This is a genomic window from Pseudomonas sp. PAMC25584 (assembly GCF_058135675.1).
Window position 1 is genome coordinate 306,204 of the sequence record NZ_CM176870.1, and the last position, 22,364, is coordinate 328,567.

The window sequence follows — 22,364 nt, forward strand, 5'->3', positions numbered from 1 at the left end:
GGGCTGGATCAGGTTTACTGAGTTTCAGAGGCTTTCACTGCGTCTCGCTCGGCCTGGAAACGAATATGCGGGAGATTCGCCTCATTCACCAGCCTGCAATGTTCCTCCTCAACCACGGGGTGTAAGAGACTTTTAAGCAGTTGAGCCAGCTTTAATGCCGTTGCCTCCTCCACCCTCCTAACTGTGCCAACGCGGGCCGAGGGTCGGCATAGATCGCCTGCTGAGAGTCCCAGGGTAGCCAGGATGCCGCAAACATACCCGTCTAAGAACTCTGCCTTCTTGGTAAGGATTCGGCTTTCCGGAGCTTCCTGATAGTCCCAATCTACGCGCCAATGTCGATCGTCTTTAACGACGCTGATCTTCGGTAGTGCTGCTTGTGGGTGGGGCTTACTCATTGCTGTTCTCCGGATCGGTCAAAGGGCTGGGCGTGGTTTGCAGCATACCTTCGAGGTTCCCGAAAAAAACATTTCCTGGGTCACCCCCTCCTGACACGTAAGTGGCGTCTACGGGTGAAAGAAAGTCCTGGAGCCCGCGTATTCCGTGGGGTACGTCGCTTACAGTTGTGCCGTCTAAAAGCGTCAGCTGAGAGCGCATTAAAGAAATGTCGTTATAAATCAATAGGTTATTGCTGTGCGCACTTACAGTGCCAAACTGTGTGGCTCAGACGGTGTTCTTACAGTCGACTTACTATTTTTATTGTGGCTCAAGCCATTGATTTGTAAGGGTTTGAAGAGGCTCTAAAATCTCACTTACACTTCTGACGCACTTTTGAGGTGCACACCGGAGAATTTTTTCCCGTGTATAGGGTGGGGGGGACGCTCGACGTGCACACTCACAGCGGCGACCCTATTTCGGGCGGACTATTCCTCAGGACGCCGGGCTATTACAACCTGGCCAGCGCTCCTTTGAAGTATTACTTGCCCAGACCTCTTGCGACTCGACTCGGAAGAACGAACAGGAATTGAGCTAGGGCAAGTGCAAATTCGGTGGCGCGCGTCGCATCGCTTGTATTGGGCAAATCGGCCCCTTCGTCTGCATGGCGCTCATCGTTTGCATCGAGTCGGACTTCGTGTGCCCAGGCTGCCATCTCCTGGGTGATCAGGTGCTGAGTTGCCGCCTGATTAATCCGTCCGTACAAATTGCCCTCTTTGAGGCCCTTTTCCTTAAGCATCGCGTCTACAGCCGATGCAGCCAGCATGACTGCTCCAGATGGCGCATGGATGCTGGCGATCGCCTGCTCAAGATATTGCTTGGCACGTTGAGGAATAGTTGCGTCTACGGAAGCTGGCGTTGGCCACATCTCATGAATGGCCTGGGGCCTGCTTCTCTCGTCAATCATGGCAGTGGTAAGAATTACCCCACCGCACGTTCTGCAGACATAGCAAGCCCAATTGCGACGGAAATTGCCGCTAGAGTTGCTCGTCTCAAAATGGGATGCATACGTCAGATTGGGCTTTGCGGTGCTGCAGTGGGGGCAACGCTCAAGAGAAATGGTGCCTTCCTGCTTCATACATTGCCTCCGATGGCTGAAAGCCGACATACAAGTCAGCTTTTGTTACGTGCCTTGTTACGTCTGACACAAAAAACAAAGGCCTGCATCGCTGCAAGCCTTTGTTTTTAAATGGTGCCGGCACCAGGAGTCGAACCCGGGACCTACTGATTACAAGTCAGTTGCTCTACCAACTGAGCTATACCGGCGTGTTAGGGCGATGATTATAGCGATTGAAAAAGTTCTGTAAACCCCTGAAATCTGACTATTTTTGCGAAAACCCAAGTTTTCGCACATTGCCCTGCATTTACCTGCTGTTCCAGCAACAAGTTGCCCCGATCAACGCTCGTGCATGGCCTCTGCACGGGACTTGATGATCGGCTTGAGCAGGTAGCTCAAGATGCTCTTCTTGCCGGTGATGATGTCCACGGAGGCCACCATGCCGGGGATGATCAGTAGGGGTTTGTCGTCGGTGCCCAGGTGGCTGCGGTCGGTGCGCAGTTTGATGAGGTAGAAGGTGTTCTTCTTCTCTTCATCCATCACGGTGTCGGCGCCGATCTGTTCGAGTTTGCCTTTTAGGCCGCCGTAGATGGTGTAGTCGTAGGCGGTGAATTTGATCATCGCTTCCTGGCCGGGGTGGAGGAAGGCGATGTCTTGCGGGCGGATTTTGGCTTCTACCAGCAAGGTGTCGTCCAGCGGTACGACTTCGGCGATATCGCTGCCGGGCTGGATCACGCCACCCACGGTGTTGACCAGCATTTGCTTGACGATGCCGCGCACGGGCGAGGTGACCATGGTGCGGCTGACGCGGTCTTCCAGGCCTTTGGATGTGGCCTGGGCCTTGCTCAGGTTGGTGCGCGCTTCATTCAGTTGACCCAGGGCTTCGCTGCGGAATTTGCCGCGGGTCTCGTCGATTTTGCGTTGCACTTCGTTGATGGCGGCCTGGGCGCGAGGGATGGCCAGGGTGGTGCCGTCGAGCATGCCGCGGGTTTCCACTTCGGAGCGCTTGAGACGCAGCACTTCTACCGGCGAGATCGCGCCCTGTTGTACCAGTGGCTCGGACATGCTGATCTCCTGGCGCAGCAGGCTCAGGCTGTTGCGGTATTGCTCCTGTTTGGACGCAAATTCACGCTGTTCCTGCTGGCGTTGCAGCAGTTGTTGTTGCAGCCCGCCGATTTCGTCCGACAGTTGCTGGCGCCTGCTCAGGTACAGCGACTCTTCGTTCGAGGCCTGATTGGGCACCGCTTTGCGCGCGTCTTCGGTGATATTCAGGGGGCGATTTTCGATTTCTGCGCTGAGGCGCTCCACACGCAGCTCCATGGCCACGCGGTCGGCTTCGGTTTCGCCGACGTTGGAGGCAAAGCGTGTGTCGTCCAAGCGTACCAGTGGCGCACCGGCGTCGACGATTTGCCCTTCATGCACGTAGATCTGAGCGACGATGCCGCCTTCCAGGTTTTGGATCTTCTGGATGCGCGAGGAGGGGATCGCCTTGCCTTCGCCTTTGGTCACTTCATCGATGATCGCAAAGTGTGCCCACAGCAGCAGGAACACAAAGAAGCCGATCACGCCCCAAATGGTCAGGCGCACGATGCGCGGGGCGTCGTCGACCAGGGCTTTTTCGACTTCGGGCAAGGGTTGGTCTTCGAGCGAGTCGGTGCCCCTGAAATAGCCGAAGATGACGTCTTTCAAACGGCGTGGGCCGGAATTAAGCGACACTGATTTGCCCCTTTTTCAGTGCTTCCATAACGGCCGCTTTTGGACCGTCTGCGAGTATCTGGCCACGGTCGATCACCAGCAGGCGATCCACCAGGCTCAGCAGTGAGGCGCGGTGCGTAACCAGAATCACCGTCTTGTTTTCGATGACCGACTGCAAGCGCTGTTTCAAGCGCTCTTCGCCAGTGTTGTCCATGGCGCTGGTCGGTTCGTCCAGCAGCAGGATCGGTGGGTTCAACAGCAACGCACGGGCGAGGGCGACGTTTTGTCGCTGGCCGCCGGAGAGGTTTTGCCCGCGTTCGCCCACTTGCAGTTCGTAACCTTGCGGATGCAGCCTGGCAAATTCATGCACGCCGGCAAGTTCTGCGGCTTGCAGCACCATTTCATCATCCACGTAGCGCGCGCCCGAGACGAGGTTGTCGCGCAAGGTGCCGGCCAGCAGTTGGATGTCCTGGGCCACATAGCCGATGTTATGGCGCAATTCGCTGACATCGATCTGGCGAATGTCCACGCCATCGACCAGCAATGAGCCCGAATCCGGCTGGTAAAGACCGACCAGCAGTTTGGCCAGCGAGCTTTTACCCGAGCCGCTGCGCCCGATGATGCCGATTTTCTCGCCCGGCTTTACATTCAGGTTGATGCCGCGCAGTGCCAGGGTCTGTTGGTTCGGGTAGGTGAAGTCGACTTCGCGGAACGTCATCGCGCCTTGCAGTGCCTTGCGGCTGAGCGGGCGTTCGTCGTAGTTGCGTTCTTGCGGCAACTCCATCATCTGGTCGACCGAGACCATCGTCACCTTGGCTTGCTGGTAACGCGTCAGCAGGCCCGACAGTTGGGCCAGCGGGCCCAGTGCGCGGCCGCTGAGCATGTAGCAGGCGACGAGGCCGCCCATGCTGAGGACGCCATCAATGATCTGGTACACGCCGAAAATGATCATCGCCACGCCGGCCACTTGCTGGATCAGCAAGGTGATGTTCATGGCCAGGCCGGACAACACCTTGACCCGCAGTTCCAGGCGGCTGAGGGTGCCAATAGTATGTTCCCATTGATACTGGCGTTCGCTTTCTGCGTTATTGACCTTGACCGCATCGAGCCCGGCGAGGGTTTCGATCAGGCTCGACTGGCGCTCGGCGCCTAGGGCCATGGTGCGCTCCAGTGTCGCAGTCAGCGGTTTTTGCAGCATGTGGCCGATACCCAGGGCCAGCGGGAAGGCGATGATCGGAATCCACACCAGGTGGCCGCCGAGCATGGCGATCACCACCAGGATGATCAGCGTAAAGGGCAGGTCGATCAGGCTCGCGAGGGTCAGCGAGGTGAGGAAGTCGCGCATCCCCTGGAATTCATGGATGTTCTGCGCAAAGCTGCCGACCCGTGCCGGGCGTACTTTCATCGCCATGCCCACGATGCGCTCGAACAGCGTCGCGGAAATGATCAGGTCGGTTTTTTTGCCCGCCAGGTCCAGGCATAAACTGCGCAGGCTCTTGAGCAGCAGGTCGAACAGGTAGGCGCCGCAGATACCAATAGCCAGCACCCACAGGGTCGAGGTGGCTTGGTTAGGGACTACGCGGTCGTACACGTTCATCACGAACAGCGGTGCGGCCAGGGCGATCAGGTTGATCACCAGGCTCGCGGCGATCGCGTCGGCGTAGAGCCAGCGCGAGCGCTTGAGGGTGTCTCGAAACCACGAGCGTGCGCGCGGGATCAGCGTGCCGCTGGTGATGTCAAATTTATGCTGCGGTTGGGCGAAAAATACCCGACCGCTGTAATCTTGACTCAATACTTCACGGGCAACGTGTACTTCGCCGCCGTCGCTTTCGCTGAGCAGCAGGCGCGCCGTGTCACCGTCCCATCCCAACAGCACCGCGCTGCGCCCTCCCTTGAGCAGTAGCATGGCGGGCAGCGCGATGGACGGAATCTGTTCCAGCTTGCGTTGCAGCAACCGGCCCTGCAAACCCGCCCGAGCGGCTGCACGCGGCAGCAACTCGGCGCTCAGACGCTGGGCCGCCAGTGGCAGCCCAGTGGTCAGCATCGCGCGGCTGGCGGGTTTGTAATGCAGTGAACAGAGTGTCAACAACCCATCCAGCAGGGGGTCGTCATGCTGACTGCGCGGGTCATGGTTGAGTTGCGCCACACCTATTTCAGAATCCAAGCTGACTCTCTCTTACTGCTGAGTGGTCCAACGCCGTCAAGAATCAGTTCATCCCTGGCAGGTTTACCGACGGTTTAATATCGTTCTGCACAACCGATGCCATCGGCGCTACCACGCCCTGACTTCTCAGCAGTTGGCCCATGTCGGCCTTGATTCGATACTGCGTATATAGCTGCAGGTTTTTGATCTGCGCCAGGCGCTGCTGAGCGGTGAACAGTTCATTCTCGCTGTCGAGCAAGTCGAGCAGTGTACGCTCACCGAGGCTGAACTGCTGTTGATACGAGGTACGTACTCGCGTGCTGCGGTCCACGTATTCCTGCGCGATCGGTACTTGCTGGGTGGCGTTATTGTAGGCGTTCCACGCCAGGCCCAGTTCTTCGTTCAACTGACGCAGGGCGTTGTTGCGGATATCCAGCGCCTGGGTGGCCTGGGAGGCCTTGGATTGCAGGTTGGCCTTGTCGCTGCCGCCGTTGAACAGGTTGAACTGCATGTTCAGCATGGCGGAATAGCTGTTGTCATGGCCTGGGTCGCCGGCGATGTTGTCGTTGGCCGAACGTTGCAGCACGGCATCAAAGCGCGGGTAGAAGGTCGCCTTGGCGGATTCGTACTGCTTTTCAGCGGCGGTGATATCCGACTCGGCAGAGCGCAATGCCGGGTTGTCCGCAATCATCTGGCGGCGTGCTTCATCCAGGCTGGCCGGCAGCAAGGTCACGATACCCAGTGGCTTTTCGAGTTGGTCGGGGTCTTGGCCGACCACGCTCATATAGTTGGTATTGGCGTCGGCCAGGTTGGTCTGTTCGGTGATCAGGTTGTTTCGAGCTTGAGCCAGGCGGGCTTCGGCCTGGTCCATGTCCGCCATTCTTCCGACGCCACGGCTGGTGCGCAATTTGATCTGGTCAAAAATACGTTCGTGGCTTTTCAGGTTTTCTTCTGCCAGTTGCACCATCTCGCGACGGGTCAAGACATCCAGATAAACCTGGGCGACCGTCAGGGCGGTGCGCTCGGTCGTGTTGAGCAGCGCATAGCCACGGGAATTGGCGGTGGCTTGTTGGCGGCCGATTTCATTTTGGGTGCCAAAACCTTGGAACAGGTTTTGCTGCAGACGAATGGTCGACTCGCCGCGGTTCAAGGTTTTCCAATCGTGGCTGTTGCTGGCCGCGCGGGTAGTGGTGTTGTCCGAGCTTTCACGGCCATAACCGCCCAGCAAGTCGACTTTAGGCAGGTAGCCGCCTTTGGCTGCGTCGACTTGGTAGTCAGCAGCAATGCGTGCATTGACACCCGATTGGATCTCCGGGTGAACTTCCACCGCTTTCTGCATGGCCTCCGGCAGGGTTTGAGCCTGTACGAAACTGGCGGCTAGAGCAAAAGGCAAAGCTTTGAATAAGTGCAAACGCATTGTGATTCTTCCCTGGGGATTGGTTGCCTGAAAAACCGCAACAGACTTGGATAGTGCATTGGAGTGGCAACCGAAATCACTGCTCGTCATTGGAGCTGGACGGTGCAAACAGAAAGTCGCGATGCCGCTTAAATATCAATGTGACATTACCGGGCGGATTGTTTAGGATGGCGTCAAATAGGTCAATACCTTGACGGAAAAGTAATTTGCCGCTTGAAACAACAAATTATTGACGCCAAATTTTTTTACATGGGATTAACGTACTCCAGCTATTGAATCGGCACGAGAGAAAAAGGCCGGTCTCCATGATGGATACCCCTGCACGGTAATACACGGAGAGTCTTTTATGAGCAGCGTTGCGGTCGTCAAAAGTATTGTCGGTCAAGTGTTTGCGGTATCCCCGGAAGGGATTCGTCGCCTGCTGGTAGAAGGGGATCGCTTGTTCACAGGGGAACTGGTGGAAACCGGTCCTGCTGGCTCCGTGTCGCTGGAGCTTGCCGATGGCCGCACCCTTGACGTGGGTCGTGACACTCAATGGAGCGCGAACACGCCTGACTCGGTGACCGACCTGAGTGCCGCCACTGCCCAGGCGGCACCCTCCGTTGCCGAACTGCAGCAAGCCATCGCTGCCGGTGCCGACCCGACCCAAGACTTCGAAGCCGCCGCTGCTGGCCCAACTGCCGCCGGTGCGGACGGCGCCGTGGGCGGCGGCCATAGCTTTGTCGTGCTGGAGACCACCGCAGGCACCGTTAACCCTACTATCGGTTATCCGACGACCGGCTTAAATGCAGCCGATGCCGCAGCCAATCAATTCAGCGCCGCTACCAATAACAGCCTCGCCGCGCGCGACGTCACCATTACCCTGACCGCCACGCCGAGCATCACCGAAGCCGGTGGCGTCGTCGTCTATACCGCGTTTATCACCCAGGCGCCGACCAGTGACCTGACCGTCACCTTGTCCAACGGTCTGTCCGTCGTGATCCCCGCCGGCCAGACCTCGGGTGCGCTGAACGTCACGTTCGCGGGCAATGACACGCCTTACCTGGATGCCTCGTCGATCTCCGCCACCATCGCCGGCACGTCCGGCGGCGGCAACCTGGTCATTACGACGGACCCGGCGCCGGCGGTTACACTGATCAAGGACACCATCGATACCACCACCGTCACGCTGAGCGCGAACGCGTCAGTCGATGAGGGCGGCAAGATCGTCTATACCGCGACCGTGAACAACGCCGCGCAAACCGACGTCACCATCACGCTGTCCAACAACACCACCATCACCATCGAAGCCGGTAAAACCACGGGCACCGTCAGCGTCGATACGCCGGCGAACCTGGCCGACGGCAAAGACCTGAGCATCAGCGCCACCATCACCGCTGCGAGCGGCGGTAACTACGAAAACCTGGCGATCAACCCGGAAGCCGCGACTACTACAGTGGTCGCTGTCGACAATCCGAGCGTGCTGGTCGCGGACACCAACACCGTTGTCGAGGATCAGGCTGCCACTGGCAACGTGCTGAGCAATGACAGCGACATCGACAACGTGCTGAGCGTCGCGACGTTTACTGTCGACGGCAATACGTATGCCGCAGGCAAAGTCGCCTTTATCGAAGGTGTCGGCTCCATCACCATCGGTACGGATGGCGCGTATACGTTTACCCCGGTCAAGGATTACAACGGTGAAGTGCCGCAGATCGGCTACACCACCAATACCGGTTCGAGCAGCACGCTGGACGTGACGGTGACGCCGGTTAACGATGCGCCGGTGGCCGCGGTCGTTGAAGCTGGCGGGGCTGAAGATTCGGCCCAGGGCATTGCGGTCAAACTGAGTGCGACCGATGTGGATGGCCTGGCCAACGTGAAATCGTTCACCGTCGGCACGCCGACTAACGGCACGTTCTACACCGACGCGGCCATGACCAAGCCGGTGACGGGCGCTATTGATGCCACCAATGGCGAAGCCACGGTGTACTTCAAGCCAAATGCGAACTTCAACGGCACCGCGGACTTCACCTACACCGCGACCGACAGCGGTAATGCTGACGGCAGCAATCCGCTGACTTCTGCTCCGGCTAACGGCACCATCACCGTGACTGCGGTCAACGATGCGCCGGTGGCTGAAGTCACTACCGCGACCGGTGCTGAAGACCCAAGCGTAGGGATCGCGGTCAAGCTGAGCGCCACCGACGTAGATGGCCTGGCGGACGTGAAATCCTTCACCGTCGGCACGCCAACCAACGGCACCTTCTACACCGACGCGGCGATGACCAAACCGGTGACCGGCGCTATTGACGCAGTCGACGGCGAAGCTACCGTTTACTTCAAGCCAAACGCGGACTTCAACGGCACCGCGAACTTCACTTACACCGCCACCGACGGCGGTATTACTGACAACGGCAGCCCGCTGACGTCGGCTCCCGCCAACGGCACCATCACCGTGACTGCGGTCAACGACGCGCCGGTGGCTGAAGTCACTACCGCGACCGGTGCTGAAGACCCAAGCGTAGGGATCGCGGTCAAGCTGAGCGCCACCGACGTAGATGGCCTGGCAGACGTGAAATCCTTCACCGTCGGCACGCCAACCAACGGCACCTTCTACACCGACGCGGCGATGACCAAACCGGTGACCGGCGCTATTGACGCAGTCGACGGCGAAGCCACCGTTTACTTCAAGCCAAACGCGGACTTCAACGGCACCGCGAACTTCACTTACACCGCCACCGACGGCGGTATTACTGACAACGGCAGCCCGCTGACGTCGGCTCCCGCCAACGGCACCATCACCGTGACTGCGGTCAACGACGCGCCGGTGGCTGAAGTCACTACCGCGACCGGTGCTGAAGACCCAAGCGTAGGGATCGCGGTCAAGCTGAGCGCCACCGACGTAGATGGCCTGGCAGACGTGAAATCCTTCACCGTCGGCACGCCAACCAACGGCACCTTCTACACCGACGCGGCGATGACCAAACCGGTGACCGGCGCTATTGACGCAGTCGACGGCGAAGCCACCGTTTACTTCAAGCCAAACGCGGACTTCAACGGCACCGCGAACTTCACTTACACCGCCACCGACGGCGGTATTACTGACAACGGCAGCCCGCTGACGTCGGCTCCCGCCAACGGCACCATCACCGTGACTGCGGTCAACGATGCGCCGGTGGCGGAAGTCACTACCGCGACCGGTGCTGAAGACCCAAGCGTAGGGATCGCGGTCAAGCTGAGCGCCACCGACGTAGATGGCCTGGCGGACGTGAAATCCTTCACCGTCGGCACGCCAACCAACGGCACCTTCTACACCGACGCGGCGATGACCAAACCGGTGACCGGCGCTATTGACGCAGTCGACGGCGAAGCTACCGTTTACTTCAAGCCAAACGCGGACTTCAACGGCACCGCGAACTTCACTTACACCGCCACCGACGGCGGTATTACTGACAACGGCAGCCCGCTGACGTCGGCTCCCGCCAACGGCACCATCACGGTGACTGCGGTTAATGACGCTCCTGTGCTGGGCAACGCTTCGACCAACGCATTCGGCGACACCTATATTGAAGGCAAGCCTGGCGGCTACGTGGCGGCGACCTTGACCGTCAGCGACGTCGACAACAGCACCCTGCAAAGCGCCAAAGTCACACTCGTCAACCACCTGGCAGACGATGTGCTGATCGCAGATGTCAGCAACACCAAAATTGCAGTCAGCTACGACAAAGCCACTGGCATCCTGACCCTGTCTGGTGAAGCCACCAAGGCGGAATACCAGGAAGTCCTGCGTTCGGTGCACTTCGCCAGCGAAAGCGAGAACCCGGACCCGGCCAATCGCACCCTGACCATCACCGTCAACGACGGTCAGTTGGATTCGGCCCCCGTGACCTCCGTGGTGAACGTGGTTCCGGTGAACGATCCGCCTGAGGTCAAGTTCGACAGCACCACGTTCACTGAGCAAAAAGACGCGGTCGCGCTGGTCGAAAACCTGACCATCAAAGACGTCGACAACACCACCTTCAGCAAAGTCGTGGTCACCGTCGACCACCTGGCTTCGGGGGATGTGCTCAGCAATACCGACGTGCTCAAGGCCCTGGCCGTTGCCGGCATTACCATCACCCAGAGCGGCAGCGCCGCTGACGGGAAAATCGTCTACACCCTCACCAGCGACTCGGCGACCGGCAGCAGCGCCGCCGACTTCGTCAAGGTGGTTGAAGCCATCACCTTCCAGAGCCCGGGCGACAATCCTGTCGGCACCGATCGTACCGTCACCATCGCTGTGACTGACGTCGGCGGCGGCAACCTGGATCGCGAACCACCGGAAACCGGCAGCGCCACCGGCAAGGTCACTATCGACCTGTTCAACGACGCGCCGATTGCATCGGCCGACAACACCACCGCCGATGAAGACCATACGGCCAAGATCGTTCTGGACGGCAAGGATGTGGACGGTACCGTCTCCAACTTCGTCATTACCACCTTGCCGGAGAACGGCAAGCTGTACAGCGACGCCACGCTGCAAACTGAACTCAAGGTCGGCGACTCGGTGCCAGCGGGTGCCGACGGCAAGGCAGCGGTTTACTTCGCCCCGACCGGCGACTGGAGCGGCAAAACCGAGCTGACCTTCACTGCGGTCGACAACGGCGGTAAATCGAGTACCGTAACCACCGCCGACATCACGATCGCGCCGGTTACCGACACCCCGCACCTGGGCCTGCTTGGCGGCGGCGTGGTGACCTCGATCAACTTCGACGGCGCCAATCTCAATGGTTCGTGGGGCGACGTCGCGGTAGGTAATGCTAACAACCCGGCCGTCAATGGCACCCCGAGCACTCCGTGGCTCACGGGTAATGCCGACGGCCAAGTCGAAATCGGCCAAAGCAGCATCTACGGCGTAGAGACCCCAGGCAACAGCCAGGTCATCGAGCTTGAGAAAAACGCCGGCGACGACTCCAGCCTGTACACCATCATCAAGGCGGAAGCCGGCACGGCTTACACCATCTCGGTCGACTACTCGCCACGTGCGGGTGCCGAGGACAATTCGGTGATCGACGTATTCTGGGGCGGCGTCAAAGTCGGCACCCTGGACACCACCACCGTTGGCATGAAGACTTACACCTTCGTCGTGCCGGTCACTGCTGACGGCGATGCCAAGCTCGAATTCAAAGCCCCGGCTGGCGATACAAACAACTCGGTGGGCGGCGTGCTGGACAACATCAGCGTCACCCAGGTGCTGAACACCGGCCTGGAAGACCATGCGATCAAGCTGTCGACCATCGACGCATACGCCACCGACAAGGATGGCTCCGAGACGCTCAAGCTGGAAATCAGTGGTGTCCCGGTCAACGCGACCATCACCGATGGCACGCCGGGTCACACCTTCACAGCGACGGCTGGCAATCAAAGCGTCGACATCAGCGACTGGAACAAGGCCACCCTGGTCTTCAACCCGGCGGAAAACGCCAACGGCCTGGTGAACCTGACTGTCACTGCGACTGCGCAGGACGGCACCGCTGATCCGAAATCCGAGTCGATCACCCTGCCGATCAATGTGATTGCAGTGAATGATGCACCGGAAGCCATGGCCACTACCGCGACCGGTTCCGAAGACCCGGTTCAAGGCATCGAAGTTAAGCTTTCGGCTACTGATATCGATGGCGTGGAGAACGTGAAATCGTTCACCGTCGGCACGCCAACCAACGGCACCTTCTACACCGACGCGGCGATGACCAAACCGGTGACCGGTTCCATTGACGCAGTCAACGGCGAAGCCACGGTTTACTTCAAACCAAACGCGGACTTCCACGGCACTGCGGACTTCACCTACACCGCGACCGACGGCGGCAACGCTGACGGCAGCAGCCCGCTGACGTCGGCTCCCGCCAACGGCACCATCACCGTGACTGCGGTCAACGACGCGCCGGTGGCTGAAGCCACTAGCGCGACCGGTGCTGAAGATCCAAGCGTAGGGATCGCGGTCAAACTGTCCGCCACCGACGTAGACAGCCCGACGGACGTGAAATCGTTCACCGTCGGCACGCCTACCAACGGCACCTTCTACACCGACGCGGCGATGACCAAACCGGTGACCGGTTCCATTGACGCGGTCAACGGCGAAGCGACCGTTTACTTCAAGCCAAACGCGGACTTCCACGGCACTGCGGACTTCACTTACACCGCCACCGACGGCGGCCCGCTGACGTCGGCGCCAGCCAACGGCACCATCACCGTGACCCCGGTCAACGACGCGCCGGTGGCTGAAGCCACTAGCGCGACCGGTGCTGAAGACCCAAGCGTAGGCATCGCGGTCAAACTGTCCGCCACCGACGTAGACAGTCCGACGGACGTTAAATCGTTCACGGTCGGCACGCCGACCAACGGCACCTTCTACACCGACGCGGCGATGACCAAACCGGTGACGGGCGCTATTGACGCAGTCAACGGCGAAGCCACGGTTTACTTCAAACCAAACGCGGACTTCCACGGCACTGCGGACTTCACCTACACCGCGACCGACGGCGGCAACGCTGACGGCAGCAGCCCGCTGACGTCGGCTCCCGCCAACGGCACCATCACCGTGACTGCGGTCAACGACGCGCCGGTGGCTGAAGCCACTAGCGCGACCGGTGCTGAAGATCCAAGCGTAGGGATTGCGGTCAAACTGTCCGCCACCGACGTAGACAGCCCGACGGACGTTAAATCGTTCACCGTCGGCACGCCGACCAACGGCACCTTCTACACCGACGCGGCCATGACCAAACCGGTGACCGGCTCGATTGATGCGGTCAACGGCGAAGCGACCGTTTACTTCAAGCCAAACGCGGACTTCCACGGCACCGCGGACTTCACCTACACCGCGACCGACGGCGGCAACGCTGACGGCAGCAGCCCGCTGACGTCGGCTCCCGCCAACGGCACCATCACCGTGACTGCGGTCAACGACGCGCCGGTGGCTGAAGCCACTAGCGCGACCGGTGCTGAAGACCCAAGCGTAGGCATCGCGGTCAAACTGTCCGCCACCGACGTAGACAGCCCGACGGACGTGAAATCGTTCACCGTCGGCACGCCGACCAACGGCACCTTCTACACCGACGCGGCCATGACCAAACCGGTGACGGGCGCTATTGACGCAGTCAACGGCGAAGCCACGGTTTACTTCAAACCAAACGCGGACTTCCACGGCACTGCGGACTTCACCTACACCGCGACCGACGGCGGCAACGCTGACGGCAGCAGCCCGCTGACGTCGGCTCCCGCCAACGGCACCATCACCGTGACTGCGGTCAACGACGCGCCGGTGGCTGAAGCCACTAGCGCGACCGGTGCTGAAGATCCAAGCGTAGGGATTGCGGTCAAACTGTCCGCCACCGACGTAGACAGCCCGACGGACGTTAAATCGTTCACCGTCGGCACGCCAACCAACGGCACGTTCTACACCGACGCCGCCATGACCAAACCGGTGACTGGCTCAATTGACGCGGTCAACGGCGAAGCGACCGTTTACTTCAAGCCAAACGCGGACTTCCACGGCACCGCGAACTTCACTTACACCGCCACCGACGGCGGCAACGCTGACGGCAGTAGCCCGCTGACTTCGGCGCCAGCCAACGGCACCATCACCGTGACCCCGGTCAACGACGCGCCGGTGGCTGAAGCCACTAGCGCGACCGGTGCTGAAGACCCAAGCGTAGGCATCGCGGTCAAACTGTCCGCCACCGACGTAGACAGCCCGACGGACGTTAAATCGTTCACCGTCGGCACGCCGACCAACGGCACCTTCTACACCGACGCGGCCATGACCAAACCGGTGACGGGCGCTATTGACGCAGTCAACGGCGAAGCCACGGTTTACTTCAAACCAAACGCGGACTTCCACGGCACTGCGGACTTCACCTACACCGCGACCGACGGCGGCAACGCTGACGGCAGCAGCCCGCTGACGTCGGCTCCCGCCAACGGCACCATCACCGTGACTGCGGTCAACGACGCGCCGGTGGCTGAAGCCACTAGCGCGACCGGTGCTGAAGATCCAAGCGTAGGGATTGCGGTCAAACTGTCCGCCACCGACGTAGACAGCCCGACGGACGTTAAATCGTTCACCGTCGGCACGCCAACCAACGGCACGTTCTACACCGACGCCGCCATGACCAAACCGGTGACGGGCGCTATTGACGCGGTCAACGGCGAAGCGACCGTTTACTTCAAACCAAACGCGGACTTCAACGGCACCGCGAACTTCACTTACACCGCCACCGACGGCGGCAACGCTGACGGCAGCAGCCCGCTGACGTCGGCTCCCGCCAACGGCACCATCACCGTGACCCCGGTCAACGACGCGCCGGTGGCTGAAGCCACTAGCGCGACCGGTGCTGAAGACCCAAGCGTAGGCATCGCGGTCAAACTGTCCGCCACCGACGTAGACAGTCCGACGGACGTTAAATCGTTCACGGTCGGCACGCCAACCAACGGCACCTTCTACACCGACGCGGCGATGACCAAACCGGTGACCGGCTCGATTGACGCAGTCAACGGCGAAGCCACGGTTTACTTCAAGCCAAACGCGGACTTCCACGGCACCGCGGACTTCACCTACACCGCCACCGACGGCGGCCCGCTGACGTCGGCGCCAGCCAACGGCACCATCACCGTGACTGCGGTCAACGACGCGCCGGTGGCTGAAGCCACTAGCGCGACCGGTGCTGAAGACCCAAGCGTAGGCATCGCGGTCAAACTGTCCGCGACCGACGTGGACAGTCCGACGGACGTGAAGTCCTTCACCGTCGGCACGCCAACCAACGGCACGTTCTACACCGACGCCGCCATGACCAAACCGGTGACTGGCTCAATTGACGCGGTCAACGGCGAAGCGACCGTTTACTTCAAGCCAAACGCGGACTTCCACGGCACCGCGAACTTCACTTACACCGCCACCGACGGCGGCAACGCTGACGGCAGCAGCCCGCTGACTTCGGCTCCCGCTAACGGCACCATCACCGTGACCCCGGTCAACGACGCGCCGACTGCGAGCAATGGCCACATAGAAAGCAGCGAAGACACCCCAGTCGATCTGAAATGGTCGACGTTCGGGGTCAATGATGTGGATTCCACGAACCTGAAAGTCGTCTTCACCAGCTTGCCCAACGGTGCCATCGAGTACAAAGTCGACGGTGTTTGGGTCCAGCTCAACGCAGCTGATCTGAAAACTGATACGTCGCCGGGCAAGGCTTTCAGCCAGGCCGACTTCGACAATCACAATGTGCGTTACAGCCCAGCGGCCAACGAGTCGGGTGATAGCAGCTTCGGCAACACCGGCGTCGGTAACAAACAGGGCGATTACACCGAACTGAAATTCCAGGCTACCGATGGCCTGCTCAACAGCGGCACTCAAACCATCACCGTGGATATCCACCCGGTGACGGACGTTCCTGTCGTGACGGTCGGCTCGTTCGGTGACGTGCCAACTGGCTTGACCATTCAAACCTGGACCGGCGGGAACCTGCCTGGTGAATTGGGTACGAACGGTAATGGTGTTGTTCAGTCCAGCGATTTGATTCGGGTCATCAACGCCCAAACGCCTGGCAGCGCAGCCTCCACGGGTGTGACCGCAAACGTGAGCAACGGTAATGTGGTGGAATTCACCGCGACCAAAGTCTCTGGCCTGGTTTACCTGGAAGCCGGCAAGAGCTACAGCTTCACCGGCAGCGCCGATGACAGCCTGGCGGTTACCGTCGGCGGCAAGTTGGTGTCGACCGAGACCTGGAGCCAGGGCAGCGGTATCAACGCAACCCCCTTTACGCCGACAGAGTCGGGTTATTACACCCTCGACATCTATCACTACAACCAGAACGGCCCGGGCAACTACGACGTCAATGTCTCGATCAACAGCGGCCCGTCGATGGCGTTGGGTAGCAGCGGCGTGCAGACCTATACCAGCCTGGACGCGTTGAAAGCCGCCGGCGCGGTCTTTAACGATGCTCACGTGGTCAACGGAGAAGGCTATTACACCGGCTACGTTTACAACCACGGCCTGGAAGACAGTGCGATCAAGATCAGCCCGATCACGACCACGTTTGTCGACAATGACCAGTCGGAATCGCACAAGGTAGAAATCAGCGGCCTGCCTGCAGGCGCTGTCATTACCGACGGCGCCACGGGCCACAGCTATACCTCGACGGGTGCGACCACCCAGTACGATGTCAGCAATTGGAACCTGGGTACCTTGACCGTCACTCCGGCCAAGGATGCGACGGCCAATTTCGATCTGACTGTGACGGCAACGGCCAAAGAGTTGAGCACGCAGGTTGAAGAAGTCACGACTGGCAAGGTGAGCGTCGTGATCACTGCGGTCAACGATGCGCCAGTGGCGATCGCCACCACGGCGACCGGTGCTGAAGACCCAAGTGTCGGGATCGCGGTCAAGCTGTCCGCCACCGATGTCGATGGTCTGGCCAACGTCAAGTCGTTCAACGTCGGGGCGTCGAGCAATGGCACCTTCTACACCGATGCGGCCATGACCAAACTGGTGACCGGCGCCATTAACGCGGTCAACGGCGAAGCCACGGTTTACTTCAAACCGAACACGAACTTCAACGGCACGGCGAACTTCACCTACACCGCCACCGACAGCGGCAACGCTGACGGCAGCAACGTACTGACCTCGCCAGCGGCCAACGGCAGCATCACCGTGACTGCGGTCAACGATGCGCCGGTGGCTGTGGCGACCACCGCGACCGGTGCTGAAGATCCAAGCGTAGGCATCGCGGTCAAGCTGAGTGCGACGGACGTAGATGGCCTGACGAACGTGAAATCGTTCACTGTCGGCACGCCAACCAACGGCACCTTCTACACCGACGCAGCGATGACCAAAGCGGTGACCGGCGCTATTGACGCGGTCAACGGCGCAGCCACCGTGTACTTCAAGCCAAACGCGAACTTCAACGGCACTGCGAACTTCACCTACACCGCCACCGACAGCGGCAACGCTGACGGCACCAACGTACTGACTTCGCCAGCGGCCAACGGCGCCATCACCGTGACTCCGGTCAACGATGCGCCGGTGGCTGTGGCGACCACCGCGACCGGTGCTGAAGACCCAAGCGTAGGTATCGCGGTCAAACTGAGCGCAACCGACGTAGACGGCCTGACGAACGTGAAATCCTTCACTGTCGGCACGCCAACCAATGGCACGTTCTACACCGACGCGGCGATGACCAACGCGGTGACCGGCGCCATTAACGCGGTGAACGGCGCAGCCACCGTGTACTTCAAGCCAAACGCGAACTTCAACGGCACCGCGAACTTCACCTACACCGCCACCGACGGCGGCAACGCTGACGGCACCAACGTACTGACTTCGCCAGCGGCCAACGGCGCCATCACCGTGACTCCGGTCAACGATGCGCCGGTGGCTGTGGCGACCACCGCGACCGGTGCTGAAGACCCAAGCGTAGGTATCGCGGTCAAACTGAGCGCAACCGACGTAGATGGCCTGACGAACGTGAAATCGTTCACTGTCGGCACGCCAACCAACGGCACCTTCTACACCGACGCAGCGATGACCAAAGCGGTGACCGGCGCTATTGACGCGGTCAACGGCGCAGCCACCGTGTACTTCAAGCCAAACGCGAACTTCAACGGCACGGCGAACTTCACCTACACCGCCACCGACAGCGGCAACGCTGACGGCAGCAACGTACTGACCTCGCCAGCGGCCAACGGCGCCATCACCGTGACTCCGGTCAACGATGCGCCGGTGGCTGTGGCGACCACCGCGACCGGTGCTGAAGACCCAAGCGTAGGTATCGCGGTCAAACTGAGCGCAACCGACGTAGACGGCCTGACGAACGTGAAATCCTTCACTGTCGGCACGCCAACCAATGGCACGTTCTACACCGACGCGGCGATGACCAACGCGGTGACCGGCGCCATTAACGCGGTGAACGGCGCAGCCACCGTGTACTTCAAGCCGAACGCGAACTTCAACGGCACCGCGAACTTCACCTACACCGCCACCGACAGCGGCAACGCTGACGGCAGCAACGTACTGACCTCGCCAGCGGCCAACGGCAGCATCACCGTGACTGCGGTCAACGATGCGCCGGTGGCTGTGGCGACCACCGCGACCGGTGCTGAAGATCCAAGCGTAGGCATCGCGGTCAAGCTGAGTGCGACGGACGTAGATGGCCTGACGAACGTGAAATCGTTCACTGTCGGCACGCCAACCAACGGCACCTTCTACACCGACGCAGCGATGACCAAAGCGGTGACCGGCGCTATTGACGCGGTCAACGGCGCAGCCACCGTGTACTTCAAGCCAAACGCGAACTTCAACGGCACGGCGAACTTCACCTACACCGCCACCGACAGCGGCAACGCTGACGGCAGCAACGTACTGACCTCGCCAGCGGCCAACGGCAGCATCACCGTGACTGCGGTCAACGATGCGCCGGTGGCTGTGGCGACCACCGCGACCGGTGCTGAAGATCCAAGCGTAGGTATCGCGGTCAAACTGTCCGCCACCGATGTCGATGGTCTGGCCAACGTCAAGTCGTTCAACGTCGGGGCGTCGAGCAATGGCACCTTCTACACCGATGCGGCCATGACCAAACTGGTGACCGGCGCCATTAACGCGGTCAACGGCGAAGCCACGGTTTACTTCAAACCGAACACGAACTTCAACGGCACGGCGAACTTCACCTACACCGCCACCGACGGCGGCAACGCTGACGGCAGCAACGTACTGACCTCGCCAGCGGCCAACGGCAGCATCACCGTGACTGCGGTCAACGATGCGCCGGTGGCTGTGGCGACCACCGCGACCGGTGCTGAAGATCCAAGCGTAGGCATCGCGGTCAAGCTGAGTGCGACGGACGTAGATGGCCTGACGAACGTGAAATCGTTCACTGTCGGCACGCCAACCAACGGCACCTTCTACACCGACGCGGCGATGACCAAAGCGGTGACCGGCGCTATTGACGCGGTCAACGGCGCAGCCACTGTGTACTTCAAGCCGAACGCGAACTTCAACGGCACGGCGAACTTCACCTACACCGCCACCGACAGCGGCAACGCTGACGGCACCAACGTACTGACTTCGCCAGCGGCCAACGGCGCCATCACCGTGACTCCGGTCAACGATGCGCCGGTGGCTGTGGCGACCACCGCGACCGGTGCTGAAGACCCAAGCGTAGGTATCGCGGTCAAACTGAGCGCAACCGACGTAGACGGCCTGACGAACGTGAAATCGTTCACTGTCGGCACGCCAACCAACGGCACCTTCTACACCGACGCGGCGATGACCAAAGCGGTGACCGGCGCTATTGACGCGGTCAACGGCGCAGCCACTGTGTACTTCAAGCCGAACGCGAACTTCAACGGCACGGCGAACTTCACCTACACCGCCACCGACAGCGGCAACGCTGACGGCAGCAATCCGCTGACCTCGACCCCGGCTAACGGCACTATCACCGTGACCTCGGTCAACGACGCACCGACCCTGGACCTGAGCACCGCAGACGGCTCCGTCCTCACCAGCTACAGCACGGCCTACGCCGAGCGCGGTACGGGTGGGGTAGCAATCACCGGTAGCGTAGCGATCGGTGACGTCGACAGCACCCAGATGCAAAGCGCGACCATCACCTTGAAAAACGCCAGCGCGGGCGACCAGCTCAGTTCGAGCCTGGTGACGGTGGGCGGTACTTACAAAGGCGTCACCCTGACCAGCGTCGGCACTGACGTCAGTGGCAAAATCGTCCTGACCCTGTCGGGTGCAGCTGACCCGGCCACCTACAAGTCGCTGCTTGAGTCGTTCCAGTACTCCAGCACCAGCAAGTATCCGACTACGGGTGATCGCACCGTCGAGATCTCGGTGAAGGACAACGAAGGTTCTGACAGCCTGAGTTCGTCGGTGGCGACCAGCACCATTACCGTTACGCCACAGGCTTATGTGGTGACTGAAGGCGGCGGCGCTGCCGATGTCATCGACCTGAGCAGCACCTCGGCCAACAACGTGGTGGTCGGCGACAAAGGCGGTATCGTCAATGCGGGCAGCAACTACAACATTGCCTTCATCGTCGATACCTCGGGCAGTATCGGTAGCAGTGCGATGACGTCGATCAAGACACAGCTTGCGACCGTGTTCGATACCTTGATCAGCAATGCCGGTAAGAGCGACTCGGGTATTGTGAAAGTGTTGCTGGTCGACTTCGATACTCGGGTCGAAGCGCAGGTCTCGGTCAACCTCGCCGACGCGGCCGGTGCCAAAGCTGCCTTGCAGGCTGTGTTGACTCAGATGGCGTCAAAATCGAGCGACATGACCAACTATCAGGATGCGTTCAACGCCGCCACCAACTGGTTCAAGAGCGACGAAGCCACGAGCAATGTGGGTGCAAAAAACCTGACGTACTTCATTACCGACGGTGCGCCGAACGTGTACACCGCCGTTCAGGGCAACCCTCTCCTGGGCTCGACCGGCTGGTTCGGCTCGAATGTTTACTTTGACAGCATTGTCAAGAACTCCAACTACGTCTTGGGTCAGACCAACTCGGTCACCGCGGTAATCAATGGCAAGACGCAGGTGATTGTCGATGGAACCGGCCAGGTCTATTCCTACGATGGTTGGGGCACTAAAACTTACGAAGGCACCGTGGTTGCCAACAGCAGCGGCGGCTTTGACGTGGCGTCGGTCTATAACAACGCCAGCACCGCCATGAGCAACGCCCAGTCGGCCTACTCCGATCTGGTCAACGCGGTGCCAGGCAAGGTTGTCGTCGAGGCCATCGGTCTGGGCTCGAGCATTGATACCACCGTGCTCAAGCAGTTTGATACCGATCACACCGTCGCCACGATCGACACTGCGAAGCTGGCGGATGCCATCACCGGCCACGCGGCCGATACCGGCGCCGACACCCTCACCGGTGGTTCGGGTAACGACATTCTGTTCGGCGACCTGATCAGCTACAAAAACCTTGAAGGCAGTGCTGCACTCAAGGCGTTCGCGGCCGACAAACTGTCCACGACGGTCGACCACATTGACGACCGCACCTTGCATCAGTTCATCAGCGAGCACGTCGCCGATGTGGGTGCATTGGCCAGCGCGTCGAACATCTACGGCACTAACGATGGTGCTGACAGCCTGATCGGCAACGCCGGCAACGATATTCTGTTCGGCCAAGGCGGTAACGATGTGCTCTCCGGCGGTGCGGGTAACGACATCCTGGTAGGCGGCAAGGGCAACGACACCCTTACCGGCGGCGCGGGGGCGGATACCTTCGTGTGGCTCAAAGGGGATACCAACACCGGGACTGGCGTCGATACCATCACCGACTTCAAGCACGGTGAAGGCGATAAGTTGGACCTGTCCGATTTGCTGCAAGGCAATAACGACACCAACTTGTCCAGCTACCTGAAGTTGACCACCGACTCGTCAGGCTCGACGCTGAGTGTCAGCAGTACCGGTTCGTTCACGGCGCAGGGTGGCGGTACGGCTGATGTCACGATCAAGATCGATGGCGCGAGCTGGGGCAGTGGCAGTGCCGCAATCAACAGCCTGATCGCTGGTGGCGACCTGACCGTCAAGCATCACGACTGATCACCCTGGAGCGCCAATCTTTCGGGATTGGTGCTCCACGGGCACCAGC

Annotated in this window: 5 protein-coding genes and 1 tRNA gene; 1 reads left to right on the plus strand and 5 read right to left on the minus strand. The window is 60.3% G+C overall.

From position 1 onward, the window contains the following. Nucleotides 1-913 precede the first annotated feature (913 nt). From ACS5Q8_RS01425 to ACS5Q8_RS01445, 5 genes are all read right to left on the minus strand, one after another. Nucleotides 914-1,510: a DUF4145 domain-containing protein gene (locus tag ACS5Q8_RS01425; RefSeq protein ID WP_426101857.1), complete on the minus strand. Its 597-nt coding sequence runs from the start codon at nt 1,508-1,510 to the stop codon at nt 914-916. 112 nt (nt 1,511-1,622) lie between these two features. After that, nucleotides 1,623-1,698, minus strand: a tRNA-Thr gene (locus tag ACS5Q8_RS01430). A 130-nt stretch (nt 1,699-1,828) separates the two neighbouring features. After that, entirely contained in the window at nt 1,829-3,205 is a 1,377-nt protein-coding gene (locus ACS5Q8_RS01435) for an HlyD family type I secretion periplasmic adaptor subunit (RefSeq protein ID WP_426101859.1), read from the minus strand. After that, entirely contained in the window at nt 3,195-5,348 is a 2,154-nt protein-coding gene (locus ACS5Q8_RS01440) for a type I secretion system permease/ATPase (RefSeq protein ID WP_276195852.1), read from the minus strand. The genes ACS5Q8_RS01435 and ACS5Q8_RS01440 overlap by 11 nt, the downstream gene beginning before the upstream one ends. 43 nt (nt 5,349-5,391) lie before the next feature. Further along, nucleotides 5,392-6,744: a TolC family outer membrane protein gene (locus ACS5Q8_RS01445; RefSeq protein ID WP_276195853.1), complete on the minus strand. Its 1,353-nt coding sequence runs from the start codon at nt 6,742-6,744 to the stop codon at nt 5,392-5,394. 346 nt (nt 6,745-7,090) lie between these two features. Here ACS5Q8_RS01445 and ACS5Q8_RS01450 point away from each other — a divergent pair, with 346 nt between their 5' ends. Then, nucleotides 7,091-22,315 carry a retention module-containing protein gene (locus ACS5Q8_RS01450; protein WP_465159766.1) on the plus strand — a complete coding sequence of 5,075 codons (15,225 nt, stop codon included), beginning with the start codon at nt 7,091-7,093 and terminating at the stop codon, nt 22,313-22,315. Nucleotides 22,316-22,364 lie beyond the last annotated feature (49 nt).

What these genes read in the sequence shown, in the direction of transcription:
- ACS5Q8_RS01450 (WP_465159766.1), top strand. Translation starts at nt 7,091, where the DNA reads ATGAGCAGCGTTGCGGTCGTCAAAAGTATTGTCGGTCAAGTGTTTGCG.
- ACS5Q8_RS01445 (WP_276195853.1), bottom strand. Translation starts at nt 6,744, where the DNA reads ATGCGTTTGCACTTATTCAAAGCTTTGCCTTTTGCTCTAGCCGCCAGT.
- ACS5Q8_RS01425 (WP_426101857.1), bottom strand. Translation starts at nt 1,510, where the DNA reads ATGAAGCAGGAAGGCACCATTTCTCTTGAGCGTTGCCCCCACTGCAGC.